18 protein-coding genes, 1 tRNA gene and 1 riboswitch are annotated in these 21376 nt (G+C 50.2%); of the genes, 14 read left to right on the top strand and 5 right to left on the bottom strand.

Annotated elements, in window-relative coordinates:
• Positions 1 to 62 precede the first annotated feature (62 nt).
• Positions 63 to 1484 carry a glycosyltransferase family 4 protein gene (locus HK25_RS10560; protein ID WP_086636164.1) on the top strand — a complete coding sequence of 474 codons (1422 nt, stop codon included), beginning with the start codon at positions 63 to 65 and terminating at the stop codon, positions 1482 to 1484.
• Between the two features lie 48 nt (positions 1485 to 1532).
• Here HK25_RS10560 and HK25_RS10565 read toward each other — a convergent pair whose 3' ends face one another.
• From HK25_RS10565 to HK25_RS10580, 4 genes are read right to left on the bottom strand one after another with little or no spacing between them, the layout of a single operon-like run.
• The gene (locus HK25_RS10565; RefSeq protein ID WP_086636165.1) at positions 1533 to 2126 is read right to left on the bottom strand and encodes a membrane integrity-associated transporter subunit PqiC; all 594 of its coding nucleotides are present in this window, start codon (positions 2124 to 2126) and stop codon (positions 1533 to 1535) included.
• Positions 2123 to 3079, bottom strand: coding sequence for an MlaD family protein (locus tag HK25_RS10570; RefSeq protein WP_086553939.1), 957 nt, complete (start codon positions 3077 to 3079; stop codon positions 2123 to 2125). The genes HK25_RS10565 and HK25_RS10570 overlap by 4 nt, the downstream gene beginning before the upstream one ends.
• A gap of 6 nt (positions 3080 to 3085) precedes the next feature.
• Positions 3086 to 3868 (bottom strand): ABC transporter ATP-binding protein, encoded by a 783-nt coding sequence (locus HK25_RS10575; protein ID WP_086553940.1) that lies wholly within the window; start codon positions 3866 to 3868, stop codon positions 3086 to 3088.
• A 2-nt stretch (positions 3869 to 3870) separates the two neighbouring features.
• Positions 3871 to 5040, bottom strand: coding sequence for an ABC transporter permease (locus HK25_RS10580; protein ID WP_233127804.1), 1170 nt, complete (start codon positions 5038 to 5040; stop codon positions 3871 to 3873).
• A gap of 239 nt (positions 5041 to 5279) precedes the next feature.
• Between HK25_RS10580 and truB the strand changes: the two genes are divergently transcribed.
• The 4 genes from truB (at position 5280) to HK25_RS10600 (ending at position 10389) form a co-directional block, all read left to right on the top strand.
• On the top strand, positions 5280 to 6194 hold the full coding sequence (gene truB, locus HK25_RS10585) for a tRNA pseudouridine(55) synthase TruB (protein WP_086553941.1): 915 nt from the start codon (positions 5280 to 5282) through the stop codon (positions 6192 to 6194).
• Between the two features lie 21 nt (positions 6195 to 6215).
• Positions 6216 to 6485, top strand: coding sequence for a 30S ribosomal protein S15 (gene rpsO, locus HK25_RS10590; RefSeq protein WP_086553942.1), 270 nt, complete (start codon positions 6216 to 6218; stop codon positions 6483 to 6485).
• Positions 6486 to 6749: 264 nt separating this feature from the next.
• The gene (pnp, locus tag HK25_RS10595) at positions 6750 to 8909 is read left to right on the top strand and encodes a polyribonucleotide nucleotidyltransferase (protein ID WP_086636166.1); all 2160 of its coding nucleotides are present in this window, start codon (positions 6750 to 6752) and stop codon (positions 8907 to 8909) included.
• A gap of 61 nt (positions 8910 to 8970) precedes the next feature.
• Positions 8971 to 10389 carry a nitronate monooxygenase family protein gene (locus HK25_RS10600; protein WP_086636167.1) on the top strand — a complete coding sequence of 473 codons (1419 nt, stop codon included), beginning with the start codon at positions 8971 to 8973 and terminating at the stop codon, positions 10387 to 10389.
• Between the two features lie 71 nt (positions 10390 to 10460).
• Here the strand turns inward: HK25_RS10600 and HK25_RS10605 are convergent, their stop codons facing one another.
• Positions 10461 to 10646 (bottom strand): YqaE/Pmp3 family membrane protein, encoded by a 186-nt coding sequence (locus HK25_RS10605; protein WP_086553945.1) that lies wholly within the window; start codon positions 10644 to 10646, stop codon positions 10461 to 10463.
• 325 nt (positions 10647 to 10971) lie between these two features.
• Here HK25_RS10605 and gyrA point away from each other — a divergent pair, with 325 nt between their 5' ends.
• From gyrA to gcvH, 9 genes are all read left to right on the top strand, one after another.
• Positions 10972 to 13725, top strand: a complete 2754-nt coding sequence (gene gyrA, locus HK25_RS10610) for a DNA gyrase subunit A (protein ID WP_369824746.1) — start codon at positions 10972 to 10974, stop codon at positions 13723 to 13725.
• Positions 13722 to 14261, top strand: coding sequence for a pantetheine-phosphate adenylyltransferase (gene coaD / locus HK25_RS10615; protein WP_086553947.1), 540 nt, complete (start codon positions 13722 to 13724; stop codon positions 14259 to 14261). Before gyrA ends, coaD begins: the two co-directional genes overlap by 4 nt.
• 28 nt (positions 14262 to 14289) lie before the next feature.
• Positions 14290 to 14781, top strand: a complete 492-nt coding sequence (locus HK25_RS10620) for a peptidylprolyl isomerase (RefSeq protein ID WP_086553948.1) — start codon at positions 14290 to 14292, stop codon at positions 14779 to 14781.
• 189 nt (positions 14782 to 14970) lie between these two features.
• A tRNA-Lys gene (locus tag HK25_RS10625) sits at positions 14971 to 15046 on the top strand.
• A 439-nt stretch (positions 15047 to 15485) separates the two neighbouring features.
• Positions 15486 to 17852 (top strand): lipopolysaccharide assembly protein LapB, encoded by a 2367-nt coding sequence (locus tag HK25_RS10630; protein WP_086636169.1) that lies wholly within the window; start codon positions 15486 to 15488, stop codon positions 17850 to 17852.
• 142 nt (positions 17853 to 17994) lie between these two features.
• Positions 17995 to 18462 (top strand): adenosylmethionine decarboxylase, encoded by a 468-nt coding sequence (speD, locus tag HK25_RS10635; RefSeq protein WP_086553950.1) that lies wholly within the window; start codon positions 17995 to 17997, stop codon positions 18460 to 18462.
• 99 nt (positions 18463 to 18561) lie between these two features.
• A complete protein-coding gene (gene speE / locus HK25_RS10640; protein ID WP_086636185.1) occupies positions 18562 to 19443 on the top strand; it encodes a polyamine aminopropyltransferase in 882 nt (293 codons plus the stop codon).
• A 43-nt stretch (positions 19444 to 19486) separates the two neighbouring features.
• Positions 19487 to 19575: riboswitch (glycine riboswitch) on the top strand.
• A 177-nt stretch (positions 19576 to 19752) separates the two neighbouring features.
• Positions 19753 to 20886, top strand: a complete 1134-nt coding sequence (gene gcvT / locus HK25_RS10645; RefSeq protein ID WP_086636170.1) for a glycine cleavage system aminomethyltransferase GcvT — start codon at positions 19753 to 19755, stop codon at positions 20884 to 20886.
• Between the two features lie 50 nt (positions 20887 to 20936).
• Complete coding sequence (gene gcvH, locus HK25_RS10650) at positions 20937 to 21302, top strand: glycine cleavage system protein GcvH (RefSeq protein WP_086636171.1); 366 nt, start codon at positions 20937 to 20939, stop codon at positions 21300 to 21302.
• Positions 21303 to 21376: the final 74 nt, after the last annotated feature.

A 21376-nucleotide genomic window follows, 5' to 3' on the forward strand; every position in this document is an offset into this window, starting at 1 on the left:
TGACCCGGCTGTATGGCCGGGTTTTTCATTTATTATTAAAATAAATATTATAGGTATTTTTCTTGAAGTATCTTTTTGTACACCAGAATTTTCCTGGTCAGTATTTACATCTCGTGAGGCACCTTGCACGCGAGGAGAAGCATGAAATTGTTTTTATCAGTGAAGATAATGATAATGTTATCTCCGGTGTCCGGCGGGTTCGTTACCGTATGCCCCGTCCTGTCGCTGAAGGCGCCCATTCAGGCGTAAAAGAACTTGAAGCTGGTATGATCCGTGCTGAAGCAGTCGCTGCTGCGGCTGTGACACTCAGGCAGCTTGGTTTCACACCAGATATTATTATCGGCCACCATGGCTGGGGTGAATTGCTGAACATGCAGGATGTTTATCCTGATGTACCTGTGCTGGGTTATTTCGAATTTTATTATCATTCAGGCCCCGGGTTTGATGTCGATTTTGATCCTGAGTTTCCTATGGATCAGGCTTTCAGGTCGCTGGTGCGGGCAAAGAATGCAATTAATCTGCTGGCACTTAACAACCCCGGTTATGGACAGACACCTACTCTTTTTCAGCTAAGTACATATCCTGATTGGGCACAGAAAAAAATTCATGTGCTAAAAGAGGGTGTTAATCTTGAAAAGTGTAAAGCTGATAAAACACTTGCCCGAAAAGACGTCGTTTTTGGTGATATAACGATCAAACCAAAAGATAAGCTTGTTACTTACGTCGCTCGTGGCCTTGAGCCTTATCGTGGTTTTCATGTGTTTATGCGTGCACTTCCCAGCCTGCTTGAGCAGGAACCAGATGTCAGGGTGTTGCTGGTAGGTGGTGATGAGATCAGTTACGGGGCGAAGCTGCCAGCAGGCTGCTGGCGTGAGATTATGCTACGTGAGCTTGAGGGGCAGACAGACCTCTCTCGTGTACATTTTCTTGGCAAGGTGCAGTACGAGACTTTCCTGACACTTATCAAACGCTCTGATGCTCATGTTTATTTGACTTATCCGTTTGTGGTGTCATGGTCTCTGCGTGAGGCGATGGCTGCTGGCTGTGCAATTGTCGGGAGTGATACAGCCCCGGTCAGAGAACTTATCAGGGATGGAGAGACAGGTGTTCTGGTACCTTTCCATGAGCCTGAAGCGATTGCTGATGGTATCGTCAGGGTACTTAATGACAAAGTGCTGGCCCGTACTATTCGTAAAGGGGCGCGGGCTGAGGCTGAACATTCTCTGAATATAGAGCATTCTATTGCAGAATATAAAAAACTGATCGACCACATCATTACAGATAATGCGAGCCGTCTGAAAAAAGATAAACCTGAGGTTATTTCTCAGGAACCTGCATCAAAAAAATCTCATGCAGTTAAAGCGCCTGCCAGGGGGAAGACAACACGGAAGGTGGCGTCAGCCAGTGCCGCTGCGAGTAAAAAAACATCTGTCAGAATGCCACGCAACATGAAGGGACGCAAAGCGCCTCTTAAACCTGCGTGAGGTTTTGCCTGATATCTGTGTTGCATCAGATATCAGGTCTTTCAAACTTTATGAGGGCAGGGAGCTATTAATCTGACCCGCCAGGATAACAACCAGCTTACGCATCAGGCTTGCAACATTTGCATCTGAACTGACTGAGCCTGAAGTTACAATGTGCGCTCTTTGCTTCACAATGGGCTGCTTCATATCTGCAGGCAGTACACTCCAGTTAGCGTCGAGTACAGCCTGGCCATGCGTATCAATATCAAAGCGTGATATATTAATCTGTACCCGCCAGGTGGCAGCTTCAGGGACGGGCTGATCTGTAATAAGTTCGTCAGGGTGGGAGAGAGCGATCTGATTTGTAATCAAATCGGTAACGCCTACCGAAAGCCTTGTAGCCCAGCGCCCTTTATCGCTGCGGACTATTTTTTCCTGATCACGCAGCACGATATCCTGCGTGTCCATATAATCAGGCAGAACAACCCGCGCGATCTGAACGGTTGGTGTATGCGCTGATAAAGATGGCAGAGATGCTGCCGCAGGCCCGTTGGGTGTGCCCAGTGTATAAAAACTCAATGGCGGAGCTGAGGAGGCGCAGCCGGCCAGCAGCAGCGACACACCCATAGCAGGCAGAGCAAGGCGACGGATCAGGAATGTCATTTGCGGCGTCCCATCAGAAGGAGTTGCGGATTACGTTCAACATCGCCAGCAAAGCCACGGAGTGACGCCGCGGCGGCGGCAATGTCGCGTAAGGCGGCATCCATGTTGGCGCGGTCAACAGAACGAGGCGAAAGCATACCCTGCAATGAATCGAGCGTCTTTGTGGCAGAGACCAGTGTTTTGTGCAGGTCTTCACCACGGGAATTGAGCTGAGAGTTACTGGTTTCAAGCAGGGTATCAAGATGGATTAATGTCGCATCCAGCTTTGTTTGCAGGTTGCGGATCGCCTCGGTGGTAACCGTTAATGTCTGATGCGAGTCATCAGATGTTGTTTTCAGGCTTGAAATAAGAGGAGGAAGATCTTTATTCAGGCTGGCCAGGAGTAAATTGGCTGACGCAAGCGTATTGTCTGCACGGTCAGCAATTTTATTAAAGGGTATCTGACCAAGTGAGGTTCTGAGCTTTTCAACATCAGAAAGGCGAACAGGAATTTCCGGCAATGTTGCAATGCGCGGATGCAGATTTCTGGGCGCATTTTTATCAAAATCAAGATTAATATTGTACTGGCCTGTTACAAAACTTTGCATGTTCAGTTCAGCATGCAGGCCATTGGCAATGAGTTTGTTGACGTCAACGGGGGAGTTCTTGTTTGAGCCGTCAACAACATGAACCTGGTCGGGGTCAAGCGTGATAGTCACCGGAATATAGGCTTTATAATCCTGCGGATCAAAAGAGAGCTTGATGTTCTGAACAGAACCGACTTTAACCCCGCGAAAAGTTACCGGAGCGCCAAGGCTAAGTCCGTTAATTGAACTCTGAAAAATTACGACGGCTTCACGGGTCGGCGTGAACAGTCTCATATGGCCAAATGAAATGATAATGCCCAGCCCCAGTGCTGCACCGCCGGTGACAAAGACGCCAAGCAAAGTTTTACGGTGATGTGTATCAGCCATAGTCGATTAGCCTCTTGTTTGGGGGGCAGATGAGAGGTCTGCTGCACGGTTCATAAAAGAAACGACCGTCGGGTTTGTGTTGTGGTCGCGCAGGGCACGAGGCGCACCATGCGCAATAGGTTCGCGCGCCTGGGCATCAAGAAAAATACCATCATCCGCAAGCTTAAACAGGCTTGGGAGTTCGTGACTGACGATAACAATCGTTGCGCCAAGTCCGTCACGGAGAGTCAGGATCAGTTCATCCAGCCTGGCAGAGGTAATGGGGTCAAGCCCAGCCGACGGTTCATCAAAAAACAGGATATCGGGGTCGAGGGCAATGGCACGTGCAAGCCCTGCGCGTTTGCGCATACCACCTGAGATTTCAGAAGGCATCAGGTTGATGGCATGCTCCATACCGACTAGACCGAGTTTCAGCTTAACCAGGCGATGGATCATGTCTGCAGAGAAAGAGGTGAACATCTCCATAGGCAGAGCGACGTTTTCACCGATTGTCATTGAGCTCCACAGGGCACCACTCTGAAACAACACGCCAAAGCGGTGGTTAAGCTCTGTGCGTCTTTGTTCGTTCTGTGCCCAGTAATCCTCGCCACCCAGCAGAATCTGCCCGGATGCAGGGCGTAACAATCCGATCATACTTTTCAGCAGCGTACTTTTGCCGCAGCCTGACCCGCCCATAACGGCAAAAATAGATCCACGCCTCAGGTCGAAGGAAATATTTTGCTGAATAAGCTTAGGGCCAAAAGCAATTTTCAGATCACGGACTGAAATAAGTGTTTCATCGTGTGTCATGGTCAGAAGTCCAGCACTTTGGCAATGACAGCAAATACGGCATCCATAGCGATAATACCGACAATGCCAATCACGACAGCCCGGGTTGCTGCAATACCAACATCTGCTGCGCTGCGCCCGGCTTTAAGACCAACCCGGCATGAGGTCAGGCCAATATAGCCTGCAAAGAAAAACGCCTTTACAAATCCAAACACGAATTCATGTAAGGAGACACCGTTTATGGTGGTGACCCAGTAGCCAATGGCTGAGGTGCTCATCATGGTCATAGACACGACGAAACCACCCAGAATAGCGATAAGCGTACCGTATACGTAGAGTACAGGCATCATCACAGACAGTGAGAGGATGGAAGGCAGCAGAATGTAGGTGGAGACAGGAATGCCAAAGACCTGCAGAGCGTCAATCTCTTCATTGGCCTGCATTGTCGAAATGCGCGCAGCGTAAGCGCCGCCGGTGCGGCCAGCCATAATAATGGCGGTCATGATGGCAGAAATTTCACGGGCACATGCGATGCCAACCAGGTTCGCAACATATATCTCTGCTGCGAAGCGGCGTAATTCGATCAGCCCGACAAAAGCCAGAATAGCACCAATAAGAAAATTAACAATTCCGACAATCAGCAGGGCTGAGGGGCCGGCATTCCAGATATCTGTAGCCAGGTCTTTCACCCGCATCCGGCTTTTGCCGCGCAGAGCCTGAAGGGTTCCTTTAACAGTCTGAATGCCCAGATCTGTGAGAGTGCCAGTCTCTTCAAGGGTCTGAAGTGTTTTGTCACCGACTTTTTCGAAGAAAGGCAGAGGCTTTTTATAATCGGCCGCTACTTCCACCGCTTTTTGCGGGAGCAGAGAAAGAAGATTTCTTGCTGCCGGGGGCAGGGCTGAATCGTCCAGTTCAAGCTGCGCTGCGGCTACTTTTTGTTTTACATCCCACAGGAAAGAGATGAAGCCGGAGTCCCATCTGCCCAGAGCCTGCGTATCAATGACACAGCTTTTACAGGGTGTTCCCCCGTTCAGATGCTCAGTGTTAAAAACTGGAATATCATCGCTTCTGCTATTCCAGTTTCCGCCAACATACAGGACCATCGTCGTGTCATGCACATCAAGAGACCATTCTGGTCCTCCTGGCGGTGCGGTGCGGGCCTCTGAAGGCAATGGGGGCTGTGTGCTGGTCATGATATGTGACGACATTAAGGCAGAAAAACTAACCTGACCAGCCCGTATCATGAAAATGTGAATTTTTTTCCATAATTCAGCAGCAGATAACACTAAGCTCTTTAAAGATATTTTTTCCTGGGATGACGTAATTAATTTTTTATTGCGGGAGTGGGTGTGCTCCGCTAGTGGCTGCTTTCTGCCATAACAGGGCAGAAAATATCCAGGCAGGATATTGAGTGCGAACTGAGGGGGAATGCATGGGGCGCAAGCGTGGTATGCCAGTTGATGGCTGGCTGGTGATTGATAAACCCTCAGGTATGACATCGACACAGGTTGTCGGGCGTGCCCGTTATCTGCTTGATGCCCGTAAGGCTGGTCACGGAGGTACTCTTGATCCACTGGCAACCGGCCTGTTGCCGATTGCCTTTGGTAAGGCAACAAAAACAGTACCGTATATAATGGATGGTAGAAAAGTATACCGCTTTACCCTGAGAATGGGTGAATCGCGTGACAGCGATGACGCAGAAGGTGCGGTTACGGGGTATTCTGCTATTCGTCCGGATGATGATGAGCTGCGGGCGGCTCTGCCGGCGCTGACCGGCGATATTATGCAGGTGCCTCCGGTATTTTCAGCTCTTAAAGTTGGTGGCCAGCGCTCTTATGATATGGCGCGTGCAGGCAGGCCTCCCGAATTGCCGCCACGCCCGGCACGGGTGGACAGATTCGAACTGATTGAGCGTGTAGATCGGGATACGGCTATATTTGAAGTCGAGTCCGGGAAGGGTGTTTATATGCGTGCTCTGGCGCGTGATGTGGCGCTCGCCTGCGGTACAGTGGGGTATATTACGGCCCTTCGGCGGCTGAGGGTTGGTCCTTTTACTGAAGCTGATGCAATAACGCTCGACAAGCTCGTGACAAATGATGAGAAATCCTCTACTGCTCCGGAGCTGCTTTATCCGGTTGCGACCGTGCTGGCCGACATCCCGGCGCTGGCCCTGACTGAGGATGAAGCAGCCTCTGTATTGCATGGGCGGGCTCTGAGCCTTGCCGATCTTGAAGGGCGTGTCCCCGAGGTTGGTGAAGGTGAACCCATTCGGGCAATGACGGGGGAGCGTGTGCTGGGACTGTGCCGTCTGCGAGACGGATTGCTGCGCCCGGTACGCATTTTCTGATTTTTTGAATGGAGATATGTGATGTCGATTACTGCAGAACGCCGCTCAGCACTGATAAGCGAATACCAGACCTCACCTGGTGATACGGGTTCACCTGAAGTTCAGGTCGCGATCCTGACCGAGCGGATTAACAACCTGACCGAACATCTTAAAGAACATGCGAAAGACTTCCACTCTCGCCGTGGTCTGCTGATTCTGGTTGGTCGCCGTCGTAGCCTTCTTGACTATCTACGCGGTAAAAGCGTTGCCCGTTACCAGGCACTGATTGCCCGTCTGGGTCTGCGCCGCTAAAAGCTGAGCGTGAGGGAGCGCATCGCTGCGTTTCCTCACAATCTTGTCGCATTGTTTGTGTTATTTTTGATTTATTACCAGTCAGTCTGATTGCAGATATAAAGAGGGATAACAGAAGTTTCCGGACCACAGCGTTTCCGACCACATGGTGCCTGGGCAATCATGCCAGTCTCCATGCCGTCCGAGATGCTGTCTGTTTATGTTAGTTTCTGTTTGACCTGTTTTTTTGTAATCTGATGGTACTGAAAACGAAAGCAGAGCTGAATGAGCATTGATTTTAAATATTTTCGTAAAGAAATTGAGTGGGGCGGTCGCCCTCTGATTCTTGAAACCGGCAAAATTGCCCGGCAGGCTGATGGTGCAGTTGTCGTAACCTACGGTGAGACTGTTGTACTGTGTACTGCTGTTGGGGCAAAATCAGTTAAAGCCGGTCAGGACTTCTTTCCTCTGACTGTTAATTATCAGGAAAAAGCCTATGCTGCGGGCAAAATTCCTGGTGGTTTCTTTAAGCGTGAAGGTCGTCCGTCAGAGAATGAAACTCTGGTTTCCCGCCTTATTGACCGTCCGATCCGTCCACTGTTCCCTGAAAACTTCCGTAATGAAGTGCAGGTCATTGCGACTGTTCTCACGCATGATATGGAAAATGACCCTTCCATCGCTGCGCTGATCGGCTGCTCAGCGGCACTCACATTGTCTGGTATTCCGTTCTTCGGGCCTGTTGCTGGTGCACGCGTTGCATATAAAGATGGTGCATTCCTGCTCAACCCTACTCTTGAGCAGATGAAAGATACCGATCTTGATCTCGTCGTTGCAGGTACAGCCGACGGCGTTCTGATGGTGGAATCAGAAGCTTCTGAACTGTCTGAAGAAGTAATGCTTGAAGCCGTTACTTTTGGCCATAAAGCGTTCCAGCCAGTGCTTGATGCGATTATTTCTCTGGCTGAGCATGCTGCAAAAGCACCGTGGGATCTGCCTGAAGAATCAAAAGAAGCCCAGAAACTGCGTACGCGTGTTGATAAAGTAGGCCGTAAGCTTTTTGCTGAAGCTTATAAAGAAAAGCAAAAGCAGGCGCGTTATGAGAAAATTGGTGCAGCGAAAGAAGCAATTCTTGAGAAGCTGACAGCTGAAGAGCTCGATGTTGACGCCGCTAAACCAATGCTTAAAGACCTTGAGGCTGACGTTGTACGTACCGCTGTGCTGAAAACAGGCCTGCGTATTGACGGCCGCGACCTGGTGACTGTGCGTCCGATCGTTTCAGAAGTTGGTATTCTGCCACGCGCTCACGGTTCTTCTCTGTTTACCCGCGGTGAAACTCAGGCTCTGGTTGTAACCACGCTTGGTACAGCTCAGGATGAGCAGGTGATTGACGCACTTGAAGGCGAATATCGCACAAACTTCCTGCTGCATTATAACTTCCCTCCATATTCTGTTGGTGAGTGTGGTCGCGTTGGCTCTCCTGGTCGTCGTGAAATCGGGCATGGTAAGCTGGCATGGCGTGCACTGCATCCACTGCTGCCAACACGTAAAGAATTCCCTTATACGCTGCGTGTTGTTTCTGAGATCACAGAAAGCAATGGTTCTTCTTCCATGGCTACAGTGTGTGGCAGCTCGCTGGCTCTGATGGATGCCGGTGTGCCGCTGAAGCGCCCTGTTGCTGGTATTGCTATGGGTCTGATTAAAGAAGGCAAAAATTTTGCTGTTCTGTCAGACATTCTGGGTGATGAAGATCATCTGGGCGATATGGACTTTAAAGTGGCCGGAACTGATCAGGGTGTTACAGCTCTGCAGATGGACATTAAAATCACCTCAATCACACCTGAGATCATGAAGATCGCTCTTGAACAGGCTCGTGATGGCAGAATGCATATTCTGGGTGAAATGAGCCGTGCACTGACAGAAGGCCGTTCAGGCGTTTCTACCACAGCACCAAAAATCACCACTATGAGCGTTCCACGCGAAAAAATTCGTGATGTGATTGGTTCCGGTGGTAAAGTTATTCGTGAGATTGTTGAATATTCGGGTGCGAAGGTCGATATCGGAGATGATGGTACTATTACTATCGCTGCGATGTCTGAAGAGCAGGCGAATAAAGCGATTGAGCGTATTAATGGTATTGTCGCTGAGCCGGAAATTGGCCGTATTTATGATGGTAAAGTCGTAAAGACAGCTGATTTCGGAGCTTTTGTAAACTTCCTTGGTGCACGGGACGGGTTAGTGCATATCTCTGAGCTGACACAGGGTCGTGTGGGTAAAACCACCGATGTTGTTAAGCAGGGAGATGCTGTGAAGGTAAAAGTGATCGGGTTTGATGACCGCGGTAAAGTTAAGCTTTCGATGCGTGTTGTTAATCAGGAGACCGGTGCTGATATTACAGACATCGCAGGCGAAAAGCCTGGTCGTGCGCCGCGCCGGGATGCTGAATAAACCTCTTCTCTGAGGTTTGGTAGCAGCTGATCCTGACAGACATAACGACGATAGGATAAGAATGAAGTCGATCAATGCAGTTCGTATAGGTGGAGCTGAAATTTTGCCACTGATTGAAGGTGGTAAAGGTGTTTCAGTTTCTACCGGAGCTTCGGCCGGGGCCTGGGCTGCGGCCGGCGGTGCGGGTACGATTTCACTTGTGAACGCAGATAGTTATGATGAAGAGGGGAATATTATTCCCCAGATTTACCATGGCCGCACCCGGCGTGAACGTCATGAAGAGCTGATAGAATATGCTGTTCGTGGCGGTATTGCGCAGGCACGTATTGCTCACGAGATGGCAGGTGGAAAAGGACGTATCCACGCAAACATCCTGTGGGAAATGGGTGGGGCGGAGCATGTTATAGAAGGTGTTCTGTCAGGCGCTAAAGGTCTCATTCATGGTGTGACCTGTGGTGCGGGCATGCCCTATCGTTTGTCAGAGATCGCTGCACAGCATGGGGTGTACTACTACCCCATCGTGTCATCTGCACGCGCATTTAATGCGTTATGGAAGCGCTCTTACAGCAAAGCTTCAGACATGCTGGGTGGCGTTGTGTATGAAGATCCCTGGCGTGCCGGCGGGCATAACGGGCTTTCTAATACTGAAAACCCACTTAGCCCGGAAGAACCATACCAGCGTGTAGCTGCCCTGCGTAAGCTTATGCGTAGTTTTGGCCTTGATCATGTGCCGGTTATCATGGCTGGCGGGGTATGGTGGTTAGAAGAGTGGCAGGACTGGATTGATAATCCTGAGCTGGGGCCTGTTGTCTTTCAGTTTGGTACGCGTCCGCTTCTGACCCAGGAAAGCCCGATTCCTGATGCGTGGAAAAAACGGTTGCTCACTCTTAAAAAGGGTGACGTTTATCTTAATCGTTTTTCTCCGACAGGATTTTACTCCTCAGCGGTTAATAACAGCTTCCTGCAGGATCTGAGAGCACGTTCAGAACGTCAGGTTAGTATTTCGTCTGAGCAGACTGACGTTCATAATACGGCTTATGGTATTGGTGCGCGCAGGCGTGAGATTTTTGTCTCAGCAGAAGATGCCGCCCGTATGCAGAGCTGGGAACAGCAGGGCTTTACAGAGGCACTGCGTACCCCGGATTCAACACTTGTTTTTGTGACACCTGACCAGGCGCGTGAGATTGTTGCTGATCAGGTTGCCTGCATGGGTTGTCTGTCTGAATGTAAATTCTCAAACTGGAGCCAGCGCGGGCCTTCTTATTCTACAGGCCGTAAAGCTGATCCGCGTTCTTTTTGTATTCAGAAAACATTGCAAAATGCGGCCCATGCATCAGTAGCTGATGGTCCTGCTGTTATGGATCATAATCTGATGTTTGGTGGTACAAACGCCTGGCGTTTTGGCTCAGATCCGTTTTATGAAAATGGTTTTGTGCCAACAGTCCAGCAGCTCGTTGACAGAATTGTCAGCGGCAGATGATGGTTTCTGATATATAAGTGTTAAAAAAGCAGCCCTGACAGGCTGCTTTTTTTATATCACCTTATTGCAGGTCATCGACCCAGGCGAGCAAGTTTCTGGTCTGTTTCATACTGATTCAGAGCATAAACGGCCCAGATTGCTGCCGGCACCCAGCCGATGATGGTCAGATGCAAAATGAGGCAGATGATTCCTGCAAATGGGCGTTTGATTGTAAAAAATAACAGCCATGGCAGGATAAGAGCTATAAGGAGACGCATAGTGTGTTTTCTCGCTGGTTTGTAAAAATGAGCCAACGTTCCGTAGCATACAGTGCTTCTTTCTCGGTGTAGAGGAAAAAACAGAAAACAAATGCCTGCCCTAGGTTCGGGCATAATTTTGTGCTAAAAATTGTCCATTGCCTGTCAGGTGTTTAAGCAGGCGCCCGGCCTTGCCTGGCGAATTGCCTGATATGTATTTACTTCAGGCGTACCTGGCTGCTCGGGTACGCGGCATGACAGAACGGATGAAACCTTGACCGATACCCCTGATCACCCGGGATCACCCGAGCCTTCTGCTCTCTTGCCAGTCACGATTGAGGAGGAAATGCGCTCCTCCTACCTCGCTTATGCGATGTCGGTAATTGTGAGCCGTGCACTTCCTGATGTGCGAGATGGCCTTAAGCCTGTGCACCGTCGTATTCTCTACGCGATGCATGAGAGTGGCTTTACCCATGATAAGCCTTACCGTAAGTCTGCCCGTGCAGTGGGTGAGGTTATGGGTAAATATCACCCGCATGGAGACTCCTCTATTTATGATGCCATGGTGCGTATGGCGCAGTCATGGTCGATGCGTGTCCGGCTGATTGACGGGCAGGGGAATTTCGGTTCGGTTGATGGCGACAGCCCGGCCGCTATGCGTTACACCGAAGCGCGTCTTGCCCGTGCTTCAACATTTCTGCTTGAAGATATTGACCGTGATACGGTTGATTTTCAGCCAAACTATGATGAAAGCGAGCAGGAACCAACAGTTCTGCCAGCGGCTTTCCCGAACCTGCTGATTAATGGTGCGACGGGTATTGCTGTTGGTATGGCAACCAATATTCCGCCTCATAATCCGGCTGAAGTTATTGATGCGACCCTTGCGCTGATCACTAATCCGGCTATGGAGCTGGAAGAGCTGATGACCTACATCCCCGGTCCTGACTTCCCGACCGGTGGTATTATTCTCGGGCGCTCTGGTATTCGTAACGCCTTTGCGACCGGACGCGGCGCTGTGATTATCCGTGCCCGTGCGGAGATTGAAGAAATTCGGAAAGATCGTAAAGCGATCATTATTACCGAAATTCCGTATCAGGTGAATAAGGCTACCCTGCAGGAGCGTATTGCAGAGCTTGTACGCAATAAGCAGGTTGAGGGTGTGGCAGATATCCGCGATGAATCCGACCGTTCAGGTATGCGCGTGGTTATCGAGGTGAAGCGTGATGCGACCCCTGAGGTTGTGTTGAATCAGCTCTATCGTTTCACGCAGCTTCAGACCTCTTTTGGCGTGAATATGCTCGCGCTTGATGGTGGTCAGCCGCGCCTGATGGGCCTGAAAGATGTTCTCACAGCTTTTATTGCTTTCCGCGAAGAAGTTATTCTGCGTCGTTCGCGCTTTGAACTGAATAAAGCGCGTGATCGCGGGCATATTCTGGTTGGCCTGGTGATTGCGGTTGCCAATATTGATGCGGTTATCGCTCTGATTCGTGGTGCGCCCGATGCAGCTGCGGCCCGTGCTGCTCTGATGGAGGCCCGATGGGATGCCCGTGAAGTGGCTCCGCTACTTGAGCTGATTCATGATGATGGCAACCAGATTGTTGACGGTAAAGTCTGGCTGACAGAGGCTCAGGCACGCGGTATTCTTGAGCTGCGTCTGCAGCGTCTTACAGGCCTTGAACGTGAAAAAATTCAGAAAGAGCTTTCTGATGTGGCCATTCGCATTAACGAGCTGCTCGAGATTATTGGCAGCCACGTGCGTCGTATGGAAGTCCTTCACGATGAGCTGATGCTGGCCCGGGCTGAAGTGGCAACACCGCGTGCAACCGAAATTTCTGACTATGCAGGTGATCAGGATGATGAAAGTCTGATCGAGCCTGGTCAGATGGTTGTAACGATCACGCGTGATGGCTTTATTAAACGTACACCGCTTGACGTCTTCCGTGCGCAAAACCGTGGTGGTCGTGGCCGTACAGGTGCTGGCACACGTGGTGACGATATTGTTGTGCGTTCGTTTAACGCTCATACACATCAGTGGGTTATGTTCTTCTCATCGGGAGGAAAAGCCTATCGCGAGAAGGTCTGGCGTTTGCCGGAAGCCAGCCCCACAGCCAAAGGCCGTGCGCTGGTTAACCTGTTGCCTGACCTTGGTACTGATACGATTACGGCCGTACTGCCTTTGCCGCATGACGAGGAGCTGTGGGAAGCCCTGCACCTTGTTTTCGCAACGGCGAGTGGTGGTGTACGCCGTAACCGTCTTAGCGATTTCCGCAATATCCGTGTCTCCGGCCTGATTGCTATGAAGCTGGATGAGGGAGACAGCCTGATTGGTGTTGCAACCTGTCGCGAAGGGCAGGATGTTTTCCTGGCGACCCGTAATGCACGTTGCATCCGTTTCCAGATTACGGATGAAACTGTACGCGTATTTGCCGGTCGCGGCTCTTCGGGCGTACGCGGTATTAAGCTGGGTAAAAATGACAGGGTTATCAGTCTTTCAGTGCTGAATCATGTCGAGGCATCGGTTGAAGAACGTTCGGCTTATCTGCGTATGGCGAATGCGAAACGCCGTGCTGAGAATGCAGCTGAACTGACTGATGAGGAGGATGCAGACCTTGTCGTTCAGGATAAAGAGGAGGAAGAGGAAGGTTCTCAGTCTCTGAACCTTCTCACGCCAGAGCGGTTTGCCGAGCTGGAAGAAGCGGAAGAAATTTTGCTGACCGTGAGCGATGGTGGTTTTGGTCGTCGTTCTTCAGCTTACGATTACCGTGTTAGCGGTCGTGGAGGTCAGGGTTTCACGAATATGACCTTCTCGGCGAACAAGCGCGGGAGCGAAGTGGCAGCAACACTGCAGGTGCTTAACGGCACAGACGTGATGCTCGTGACAGATGCAGGACGTTTAATTCGTGTGCCGGTTGATCAGGTACGCGTTATGGCGCGTCAGGCCAGTGGTGTGACATTGTTCCGTCTCAATGAGAATGAGCGTGTTACCAGTGTGTTCCCCGTGATTGATGATGGTGATGAGGAAAGCGAGAGTTCTGACGAAGCCTCGTCTGCCCCGGTGTCTTCGGCTCTGGACTCTGATGCCGCAGGGCAGGAAGGGTGACAACGACTCTGGCGCGGCGTACCGGCTTTTATGCCGGTACGTTTGACCCGGTAACAGCCGGCCATTTTGACGTTATTACCCGTGCTGCGCGACTTGTTGATAAGCTGATTATTGGCGTTGCAGAAAATACTCGTAAAAACCCGCTTATGCCCCTGGCCGACCGGTTAGACTGTATGGAGCAGGTGATTCTTCCGGTTGTTGAGCAGACGGAGTGCGATATTCGCGTTGTTTCGTTCGATTGCTTGCTGGTTGATGCGGTGAAGCAGCATGGGGCTTCGGTTATTATTCGCGGGCTGCGGGCACTGACTGATTTTGACTATGAGATTCAGATGACAGGGGTTAATCGTCGTCTGGATTCGTCAATTGAGACAGTTTTTCTTATGGCGTCTGAGCGAACTCAGTTTATCTCATCAAGTTTTACAAAAGAGGTTGCGCGTTACGGGGGTGATATTTCGCATTTTGTGACCCCATATACGCAGGAGCGTCTGCTGGCCTGTTTACAGGCGAGCAAGGCAAAACAAGCAAAAGATCGTTAAGTGCTCAAAGCGGTCTGAGGAAAAAAGAATGTCATCTGACTCTGATAAAAACAAACTCTATATGGACGTACCTGCCGGTCGCGTTGTTATCCAGCTCCGCTCTGATCTGGCGCCTCTGGCTGCTGAGCGTCTGCTGACTCTTTCAGAGCAGGGCTTTTACGACAATGTCCCGTTCCATCGTGTTATTCCTGGCTTTATGGCCCAGGGTGGTGACCCTACAGGTACTGGTATGGGCGGGAGTGATCTGCCTGACCTGAAAGCAGAGTTTACGAACGAAGCTAAGTTCCTGCGTGGTACAGTGGGCATGGCACGTTCGGCGAATCCAAATAGCGCGAACAGTCAGTTCTTCATTATGTTTGAACCTTCTCCACACCTTGATGGTGATTACACGATCGTTGGAGAAGTTATCGAAGGTATGGAGTTTATTGATAAAATCAAGCCTGGTAGTGGCATGTCCGGTCAGGTGAAAGACCCGGATCGTATTACGAAGATGCGTGCGTCCTCCTCTGACGCTGCCTGATTTTATATAAAAAAGGGAAGGTGCCATATCTGTGGTGCCTTCCCTTTTTTTGTTCCTGGTGCAATTTTTTCATTTAATTCTGTTAAAAATGCCCCAGGCGCCTTGACGGGGGGGCATGATGCGTTTAGACAGCGTTTCAACGAAACACACCGCCTTCTCAGAGGGTTAAAAAGTGTTTCTCTTTGGTGAGAGCCGGTAGCTCAGTTGGTAGAGCATTCGACTTTTAATCGAATGGTCGAGGGTTCGAGTCCCTCCCGGCTCACCATTATCCCCCATCTATAAAAAAATATTTTCCACAAAAAGCAAGCTAATTTTTTATCGTGAAAAAACGGCAGTTTTACTGGGGTTTTTCTTTTTTATTCATGTTTAAGCAGAAAAATTAAAGAGTTTATGCACACAGTTATCCACAGATAATATGTTGTGTGGATGCATCTGTCACATATGGGATGAATTTACGTTTTCGGGCCTCTGTTTGTCTGAATATGTGTTTTCTGTATAATCTTATGTGTTCAGTTAGTAATTGCAGAACATGATAAAAATATTCTTTAAAATAGTATGAAATGGTCTTTTTACCCTGCTATTATAATAACATCGAAAGTGGTAATGGACCCGTAAAATATGGGTAATACGTTCCTGCATAATATATTTGCATGGAATTTCTGAAATTTTTTAAATTATTATGACCAGAAAGAATTAAGAGTTCTGTGCGATATTTTTATAAAACAGGATTAGCCGCAGCTGCGGTTATTGCGGTGTCGTTTATAAGTGATGCGGCTGTAGCACAGGGAGTCGACGGTCTGCATAAATTACCCCCTGTGGCAGTGACGCAGGAGACACTGACGCAAAAACCGAATGATTCTTTTATTCTGATTCCATGTGATGATCAGACTGGTATTGCAGCATTCTGGTCTGGTGATAATTTTATTATTGTGGCTGATCGCATCGGGCTGAGTCTGGATGGTATCAGGAAAATCTCAGGGCCTTTTACTGATCAGAGTATTGTCACTCTTGATCATGCTACGCTGATCCGGTTTCATTTGCCTTCCCATCCTGAGCTGAGCATACGACGCGATTCGAGAGGCTGGCAGCTTGTCGTCGGGCATGCCTCGTCAAAATCCGGGCTGATGCCGGTCGTAAGGCCTGGTGCGCTTGAGTTCCCTCTGGCGCAGCCTGGTCATGTGGTTTCTTTTCCTGACCCTGCCACAGGTGCCCGGTTGTTGATGATGACATCAAGAGCGGCATCTGGTGGCGTGACAGTTCCTTTCAGCGGTCCTGGTTATCGCGTGCGTGCCTCTCTTGAAGGCGTGGTGGTAATTGCTGATGCTGACTGCCTTATTTTTTCTCTGTCACATGCAGGGGGTGTTTTATCTTCTGCTCAGTCAACGCGCCTCCCGGTCGGGGGGGCTCTCGTCTTTCACGCTAATAACACCGCGCAGAACCAGGATTTAATTTTCCAGGGGCTGCAGAATACGACACCTCAGAATTTGAAGAATCGTCAGAAGGAAGCTGCCGATAAAGCAGGGCAGAGTTCAGGTCAGGAGAAGCCCTCCTTATTGTTTGATGCCGTACGAGCTGCTCTGGCTGCGGGGGATCTTCCAGCTGCACAGGAGTTGTTATCACAGGCTCAGAAAAGCGGTGCCGAAGCAGTTATAAATTCGCCGCAAAACCTTGCTCTGAGTGGTGTTGTGGCTCTGTTAAGCGGGAAAGTAAAAGACGCAGAAATTCTGGCGGACACCAGGTGGATCGGGATGCCGGATATGACTCTCTGGCGTGCTTTTTATGGCCTGCAGGCTGGTAAAAAAAGCTGGGAAACCTTACCCGACCTCGCAGATAATATCAGTAAAATTAAACAATATCCTGACGCTTTACGCGATCTGATTTTGCCTTCCGTGGCGGCAGCTATAATACGATATGGTACTAATGGCGAAGTAAAACAGCTTGGTAATCTGCCTGATACGCCGGTGTATGCTCTGGCACGCGGGCTGATACTCATGCGTGAGAAGAAAGGCGATGCCGCCCGGGTTATCTTCGATCAGATGGCGTCTTCCTCTTCCGGGGGAGTGGCTTCTGTCGGGCATGTCATGCAAATCAGGTTACGGCAGGTGCTGGGGCACGCTTATTCTGATGAAATTGTGCAGGATTATATCAGTCTTCAGAAAGATGAAGATGAAGCAGGAATCGCACCGGCATCATCGCGGCAGATTTTATATCTGGGGCTTTCTTCTGCCCTGATGCAGCTCAGGCAGTACAGATCAGCAATGATGATGCTTTCGTTTCTGTTGCCCGGACCTGAGATTCCGCAGGATATACTTGAGCAGGCGTATCGCGAGCTCATCAGAAAAATGATTTTTGAGAAGCTTGATCTGATTAAACATACAACAAAGCTTACCTCTGCGCAGAAAAATCAGATTTCTGATACAGTTGCACTGTCAGGGCAGAATTTACCTTTTTTGACTGACGGGCCAGAAAAAGCAGAGATACTGATGGGGTATGGTCAGTTACTGATGGCGCTTGATAATGTTTCGCGAGCGCAGCATATTTTCAGTCAGGCGATGGTACTGTTCCCAGCACCTGAACAGCGTAGTCAGGCGAAAGAACTGATGGCACGCGCTGCTCTGCTTCAGGGGATGACAGATGAGGCTGGTCAGTTGCTGGAGAGCATGCCGGCTCAGTTCCTTTCTCCGGCCCTGGCAGCCCGTAAAACGTATGATCTGGCCCTGCTGGCAAAAAAGAAAGGCAAAGCAGATCAGGCTCTGGCTCTGCTTGCTCATGATGAAACAGATGAGGGGCTTGATTTGCGTGGTCAGCTGTATGAGGCCAGCTATCGGTGGCCTGATGCCGTGCTGGTTATCGGTCGTCTGGCGACTCGGAAGTTACCTCAGTCAGGGGCATTGACTGATGCGCAGCAAAGTCTGGCGGCGCGTCTTACGGCTGATGCTGTCTCAGCACATGATACAGATACCCTGCAGCGTCTTAAAAATTTCCTTTCCGGGCGGACCATGGGGCATGAGGCGGATCTCCTTCTCGAACGCCAGTTTAAAGGTGCAATGATTCGCCCGCCATCACACTGATATATTTTAATTTTTTATTTATTTTTGTGAAATATTAAAAAAACACTTGCGCCAGGGAGGCATAAGGACCTAGTTACGGGGCCTCTTGGCCCAAGGGGGCAATTCAGCCCAACAGGCTATCTACTGGTTTAGGGGTACGTCAATGAACGCACTTGCTCAACTGGGGATGGTCTCGGAACTCCCGAGCGATAACCAGACAGCTACTCTTCCCGCATCGTTTGACGAAGATCGTAAAGATTATTTCGTTGAAAGGGATGGCGAAAAATTTGCAGGCACGCATCTGCTTATTGATCTTTGGGATGCTACCAATCTCGATGACCCGGCACAGATCGATCGTACATTGTGCGAAGCCGCTGTTGCTGCGGGTGCAACTATTCTGCACAGTCACTTTCATCACTTCACGCCCAATGGTGGTGTGTCAGGTGTGATCGTTCTGGCAGAGAGCCACATCTCTATCCACACATGGCCTGAGCGTAACTTCGCCGCTGTGGATATTTTTATGTGTGGTGTTTGTGACCCGCATCTGGCTATTCCTGTGATGCAGCGTCTCTTCCAGGCAAAACGTATTGAAGTGGATGAGCAGCGTCGCGGTCGCGTTACTGTTAAGTAAGCACAGTCACTTTCTTTTTTCTGATAGTCTGCCCGAAGCCGGGACATGCCAGAAAGTGGCGCGTCCTGGCTTCGTTTTTATGAACCGGGTATAAAATACATGACACAGCAATGGATAGAAGAAACCCTGTACGATAACTGGGGTCAGCGTTTTCGCGTGGTTAAAGAACTGGCCCGCGTAAAAAGTGACTTTCAGGATATCGTTGTTTTCGAGAGTGATTCTCACGGGCGCGTTCTTCTGCTTGATGGCGTTGTGCAGATTACTGAGCGTGATGAGTTTGTTTATCAGGAAATGCTGACACACGTGCCGCTGTTTACGCATGCTGAGCCACGTCGTGTTCTGATCATCGGTGCGGGTGATGGCGGTGTGCTGCGTCGTGTGCTTGAACACCCAGGTGTTGAAAAAGCAGTCATGGTTGAGATTGATGGCAGCGTTATTGAGCTTTCAAAGAAATATCTGCCAGGTATTGCCGGTGATGCATGGAACAACCCGCGCGCTGAAGTAATTGTGGGTGATGGCATTGACTATGTGAAGCGCGCTGCTGATGGCTCGTTCGATGTGATCATTGTTGACAGCACTGACCCGATTGGTGTTGGCGAAGTTCTGTTTACTGACGAATTCTACGAAAACTGTGCCCGTATCCTTTCAGCCGAGGGGCTGATTGTAAATCAGTGTGGTGTGCCGTTCATGCAGGCTGATGAGCTGCATGAAACCAGTGCGCGTCGTGCACAGTTCTTCCCTCATGTATCAGCTTATGTTGCTGCTGTGCCGACTTATGTCGGTGGCTTTATGACACTTGGTATTGCTTCAAAAGGCAAAAACCCTGCGCAGCAGAATGCAGAGGAAGTGCGGGCTCGCGCAGTTCAGGCTGGCATTGCGGGTAAAACGGATTACTGGACACCTGAAATTCATGTTGGCGCGTTTAATCTGCCACCTTACATTGCGCGCCACCTGCCAGGTGCTGACAAAAAGGTAAAGTAAGCAGGTCACGATTGACTTGTTAGCGTAATGATGTCACCAGTTTAGCTGCACAGAGGGAGAGACCGGCTGCAAGGCCGGCGCCGAAGGAGCAACCGCCCCGGAAACTCTCAGGCAAAAGGACCCTGTGCAGTAAACTTCTGAAGAGAGGTGTTAACTCACCCGCCGACGGGATAGCGATCTCAGGCAAAAAGACAGAAGGGGCAGTGGACGGTATTATCCTGATCCGGAGCCCCGTGAGTTGTTTTTCTGTCTGTTTTCAGAGTTAACAATGTGCAGGGTTGCCGTGTCTTTTGTCATAAGGCAGCGTGCATGAGCACAGATTCTCTTCTCCATACTCCTCTTTATAATTTGCATGTGGATGCCGGCGGCAAAATGGTTCCCTTTGCAGGGTACGCAATGCCTTTGCAGTATGCTGACGGTATTATGGCTGAGCATCGTCACACACGGCAGCATGCCGGGTTGTTTGATGTGTCTCACATGGGGCAGGTGCGTTTGCGCGCACGCTCTGGTGATGTTGATACGGCCGCTCTGGCCCTTGAGCGCCTCGTGCCGGCAGATATTCTCGCACTTAAAAACGGGCGGCAGCGTTATACCCAGTTTACAACGCAGACAGGTGGCATGTTCGACGATCTGATGGTCGCCCGCCTTGATGATGAACTGCTTCTTGTAGTGAATGCCGCCTGTAAAGAGGCAGATATTGCCCGCCTGACAGCGGAGCTGACAGAGTGTGTGACGGAGCCATTGTCAGACCGCTCGCTTCTTGCTCTTCAGGGGCCTGAAGCAGAGCTGGTGCTGGCTGCTCTGGTACCTGACGTTAAAGATATGGCGTTTATGGATGTGCGGGCTTTTGATGTTGATGGCGCGCCCTGCATTATCTCCCGCTCAGGCTACACGGGGGAGGACGGATTTGAAATTTCTGTTCCCTCTTCTGATGTTGAGCGTGTTGCCCGTAAACTGCTTGAGCACCCTTCAGTGAAGCTCATCGGCCTCGGTGCACGTGACAGCCTGCGTCTTGAAGGTGGTCTGTGCCTGTATGGTGTTGATATTGATGAGACAACAACACTGGTTGAAGCTTCTCTTGAGTGGTCGGTTCAGAAGTCACGTCGTGCAGGTGGTAAACGTGAAGGCGGTTTCCCTGGTGCTGATATTATTCTCAGGCAGCTTGAACAGGGTGTAGGCCGCCGTCGTGTTGGCCTGAGCCCTGAGGGGCGGGCGCCTGTACGTCATGGCACAAAGCTGTATGCGGATGAAGCATTAACACAGCAGGTCGGACACATTGCATCTGGCGCCTTTGGTCCCACTGTTGGGGCACCTGTTGCGATGGGTTATGTCGATAGTGCTTATACCGCGTTGAAGACACCTCTTTTTGCAGAGCTGCGCGGTCGTGCTGTGCCTGTCACCGTTGCGGCTCTGCCATTTGTGCCGGCTGGTTTTAAGCGCTGAGCACCGGTTTTTTCTGATTTTTTATTCTGATTATTAAGGAAAAGTCTGACATGACGTTATATTTCACACAAGAGCATGAATGGCTGCGTGTAGATGGCGATTCAGCTGTTGTTGGTATTACCCGCCACGCGGCTGATGAGCTTGGCGAACTGGTGTTTGTTGAAGTGCACCAGACCGGAACTGTCGCCAGTGCTGGCGATGCTGTGGCTGTTGTTGAATCCGTTAAGGCTGCGTCAGACATTTACGCACCTGTTGATGGCGAAATCCTTGAAGGCAATGCTGCGCTTTCTGATGACCCTGCACGTGTCAGCTCTGACCCGGAGGGCGAAGGCTGGATCCTGAAACTGCGTATCAGCAATCCGGAGCAGCTTTCTGCCCTGATGGATGCCGACGCGTACGCTGCTTTTATTGGTTAAGCTACGTTTTTACAGCCTCTGTTTCTGTGAGGCAGCAAACAGAGGCTGTAAGGCTTTTTTATTCTGATTGCGGG

It is taken from the genome of Acetobacter sp. DsW_059, assembly GCF_002153695.1.
Lineage (GTDB): Bacteria > Pseudomonadota > Alphaproteobacteria > Acetobacterales > Acetobacteraceae > Acetobacter > Acetobacter thailandicus.

Bases quoted from the DNA above. Each gene is read 5' to 3' on its own strand.
- HK25_RS10580 (WP_233127804.1), bottom strand. From the start codon at position 5,040: ATGACCAGCACACAGCCCCCATTGCCTTCAGAGGCCCGCACCGCACCG.
- HK25_RS10620 (WP_086553948.1), top strand. From the start codon at position 14,290: ATGTCATCTGACTCTGATAAAAACAAACTCTATATGGACGTACCTGCC.
- gyrA (WP_369824746.1), top strand. From the start codon at position 10,972: ATGCGCTCCTCCTACCTCGCTTATGCGATGTCGGTAATTGTGAGCCGT.
- HK25_RS10570 (WP_086553939.1), bottom strand. From the start codon at position 3,079: ATGGCTGATACACATCACCGTAAAACTTTGCTTGGCGTCTTTGTCACC.
- gcvT (WP_086636170.1), top strand. From the start codon at position 19,753: ATGAGCACAGATTCTCTTCTCCATACTCCTCTTTATAATTTGCATGTG.
- HK25_RS10600 (WP_086636167.1), top strand. From the start codon at position 8,971: ATGAAGTCGATCAATGCAGTTCGTATAGGTGGAGCTGAAATTTTGCCA.
- speE (WP_086636185.1), top strand. From the start codon at position 18,562: ATGACACAGCAATGGATAGAAGAAACCCTGTACGATAACTGGGGTCAG.
- pnp (WP_086636166.1), top strand. From the start codon at position 6,750: ATGAGCATTGATTTTAAATATTTTCGTAAAGAAATTGAGTGGGGCGGT.
- HK25_RS10605 (WP_086553945.1), bottom strand. From the start codon at position 10,646: ATGCGTCTCCTTATAGCTCTTATCCTGCCATGGCTGTTATTTTTTACA.
- gcvH (WP_086636171.1), top strand. From the start codon at position 20,937: ATGACGTTATATTTCACACAAGAGCATGAATGGCTGCGTGTAGATGGC.
- HK25_RS10565 (WP_086636165.1), bottom strand. From the start codon at position 2,126: ATGACATTCCTGATCCGTCGCCTTGCTCTGCCTGCTATGGGTGTGTCG.
- speD (WP_086553950.1), top strand. From the start codon at position 17,995: ATGAACGCACTTGCTCAACTGGGGATGGTCTCGGAACTCCCGAGCGAT.
- HK25_RS10575 (WP_086553940.1), bottom strand. From the start codon at position 3,868: ATGACACACGATGAAACACTTATTTCAGTCCGTGATCTGAAAATTGCT.
- rpsO (WP_086553942.1), top strand. From the start codon at position 6,216: ATGTCGATTACTGCAGAACGCCGCTCAGCACTGATAAGCGAATACCAG.
- truB (WP_086553941.1), top strand. From the start codon at position 5,280: ATGGGGCGCAAGCGTGGTATGCCAGTTGATGGCTGGCTGGTGATTGAT.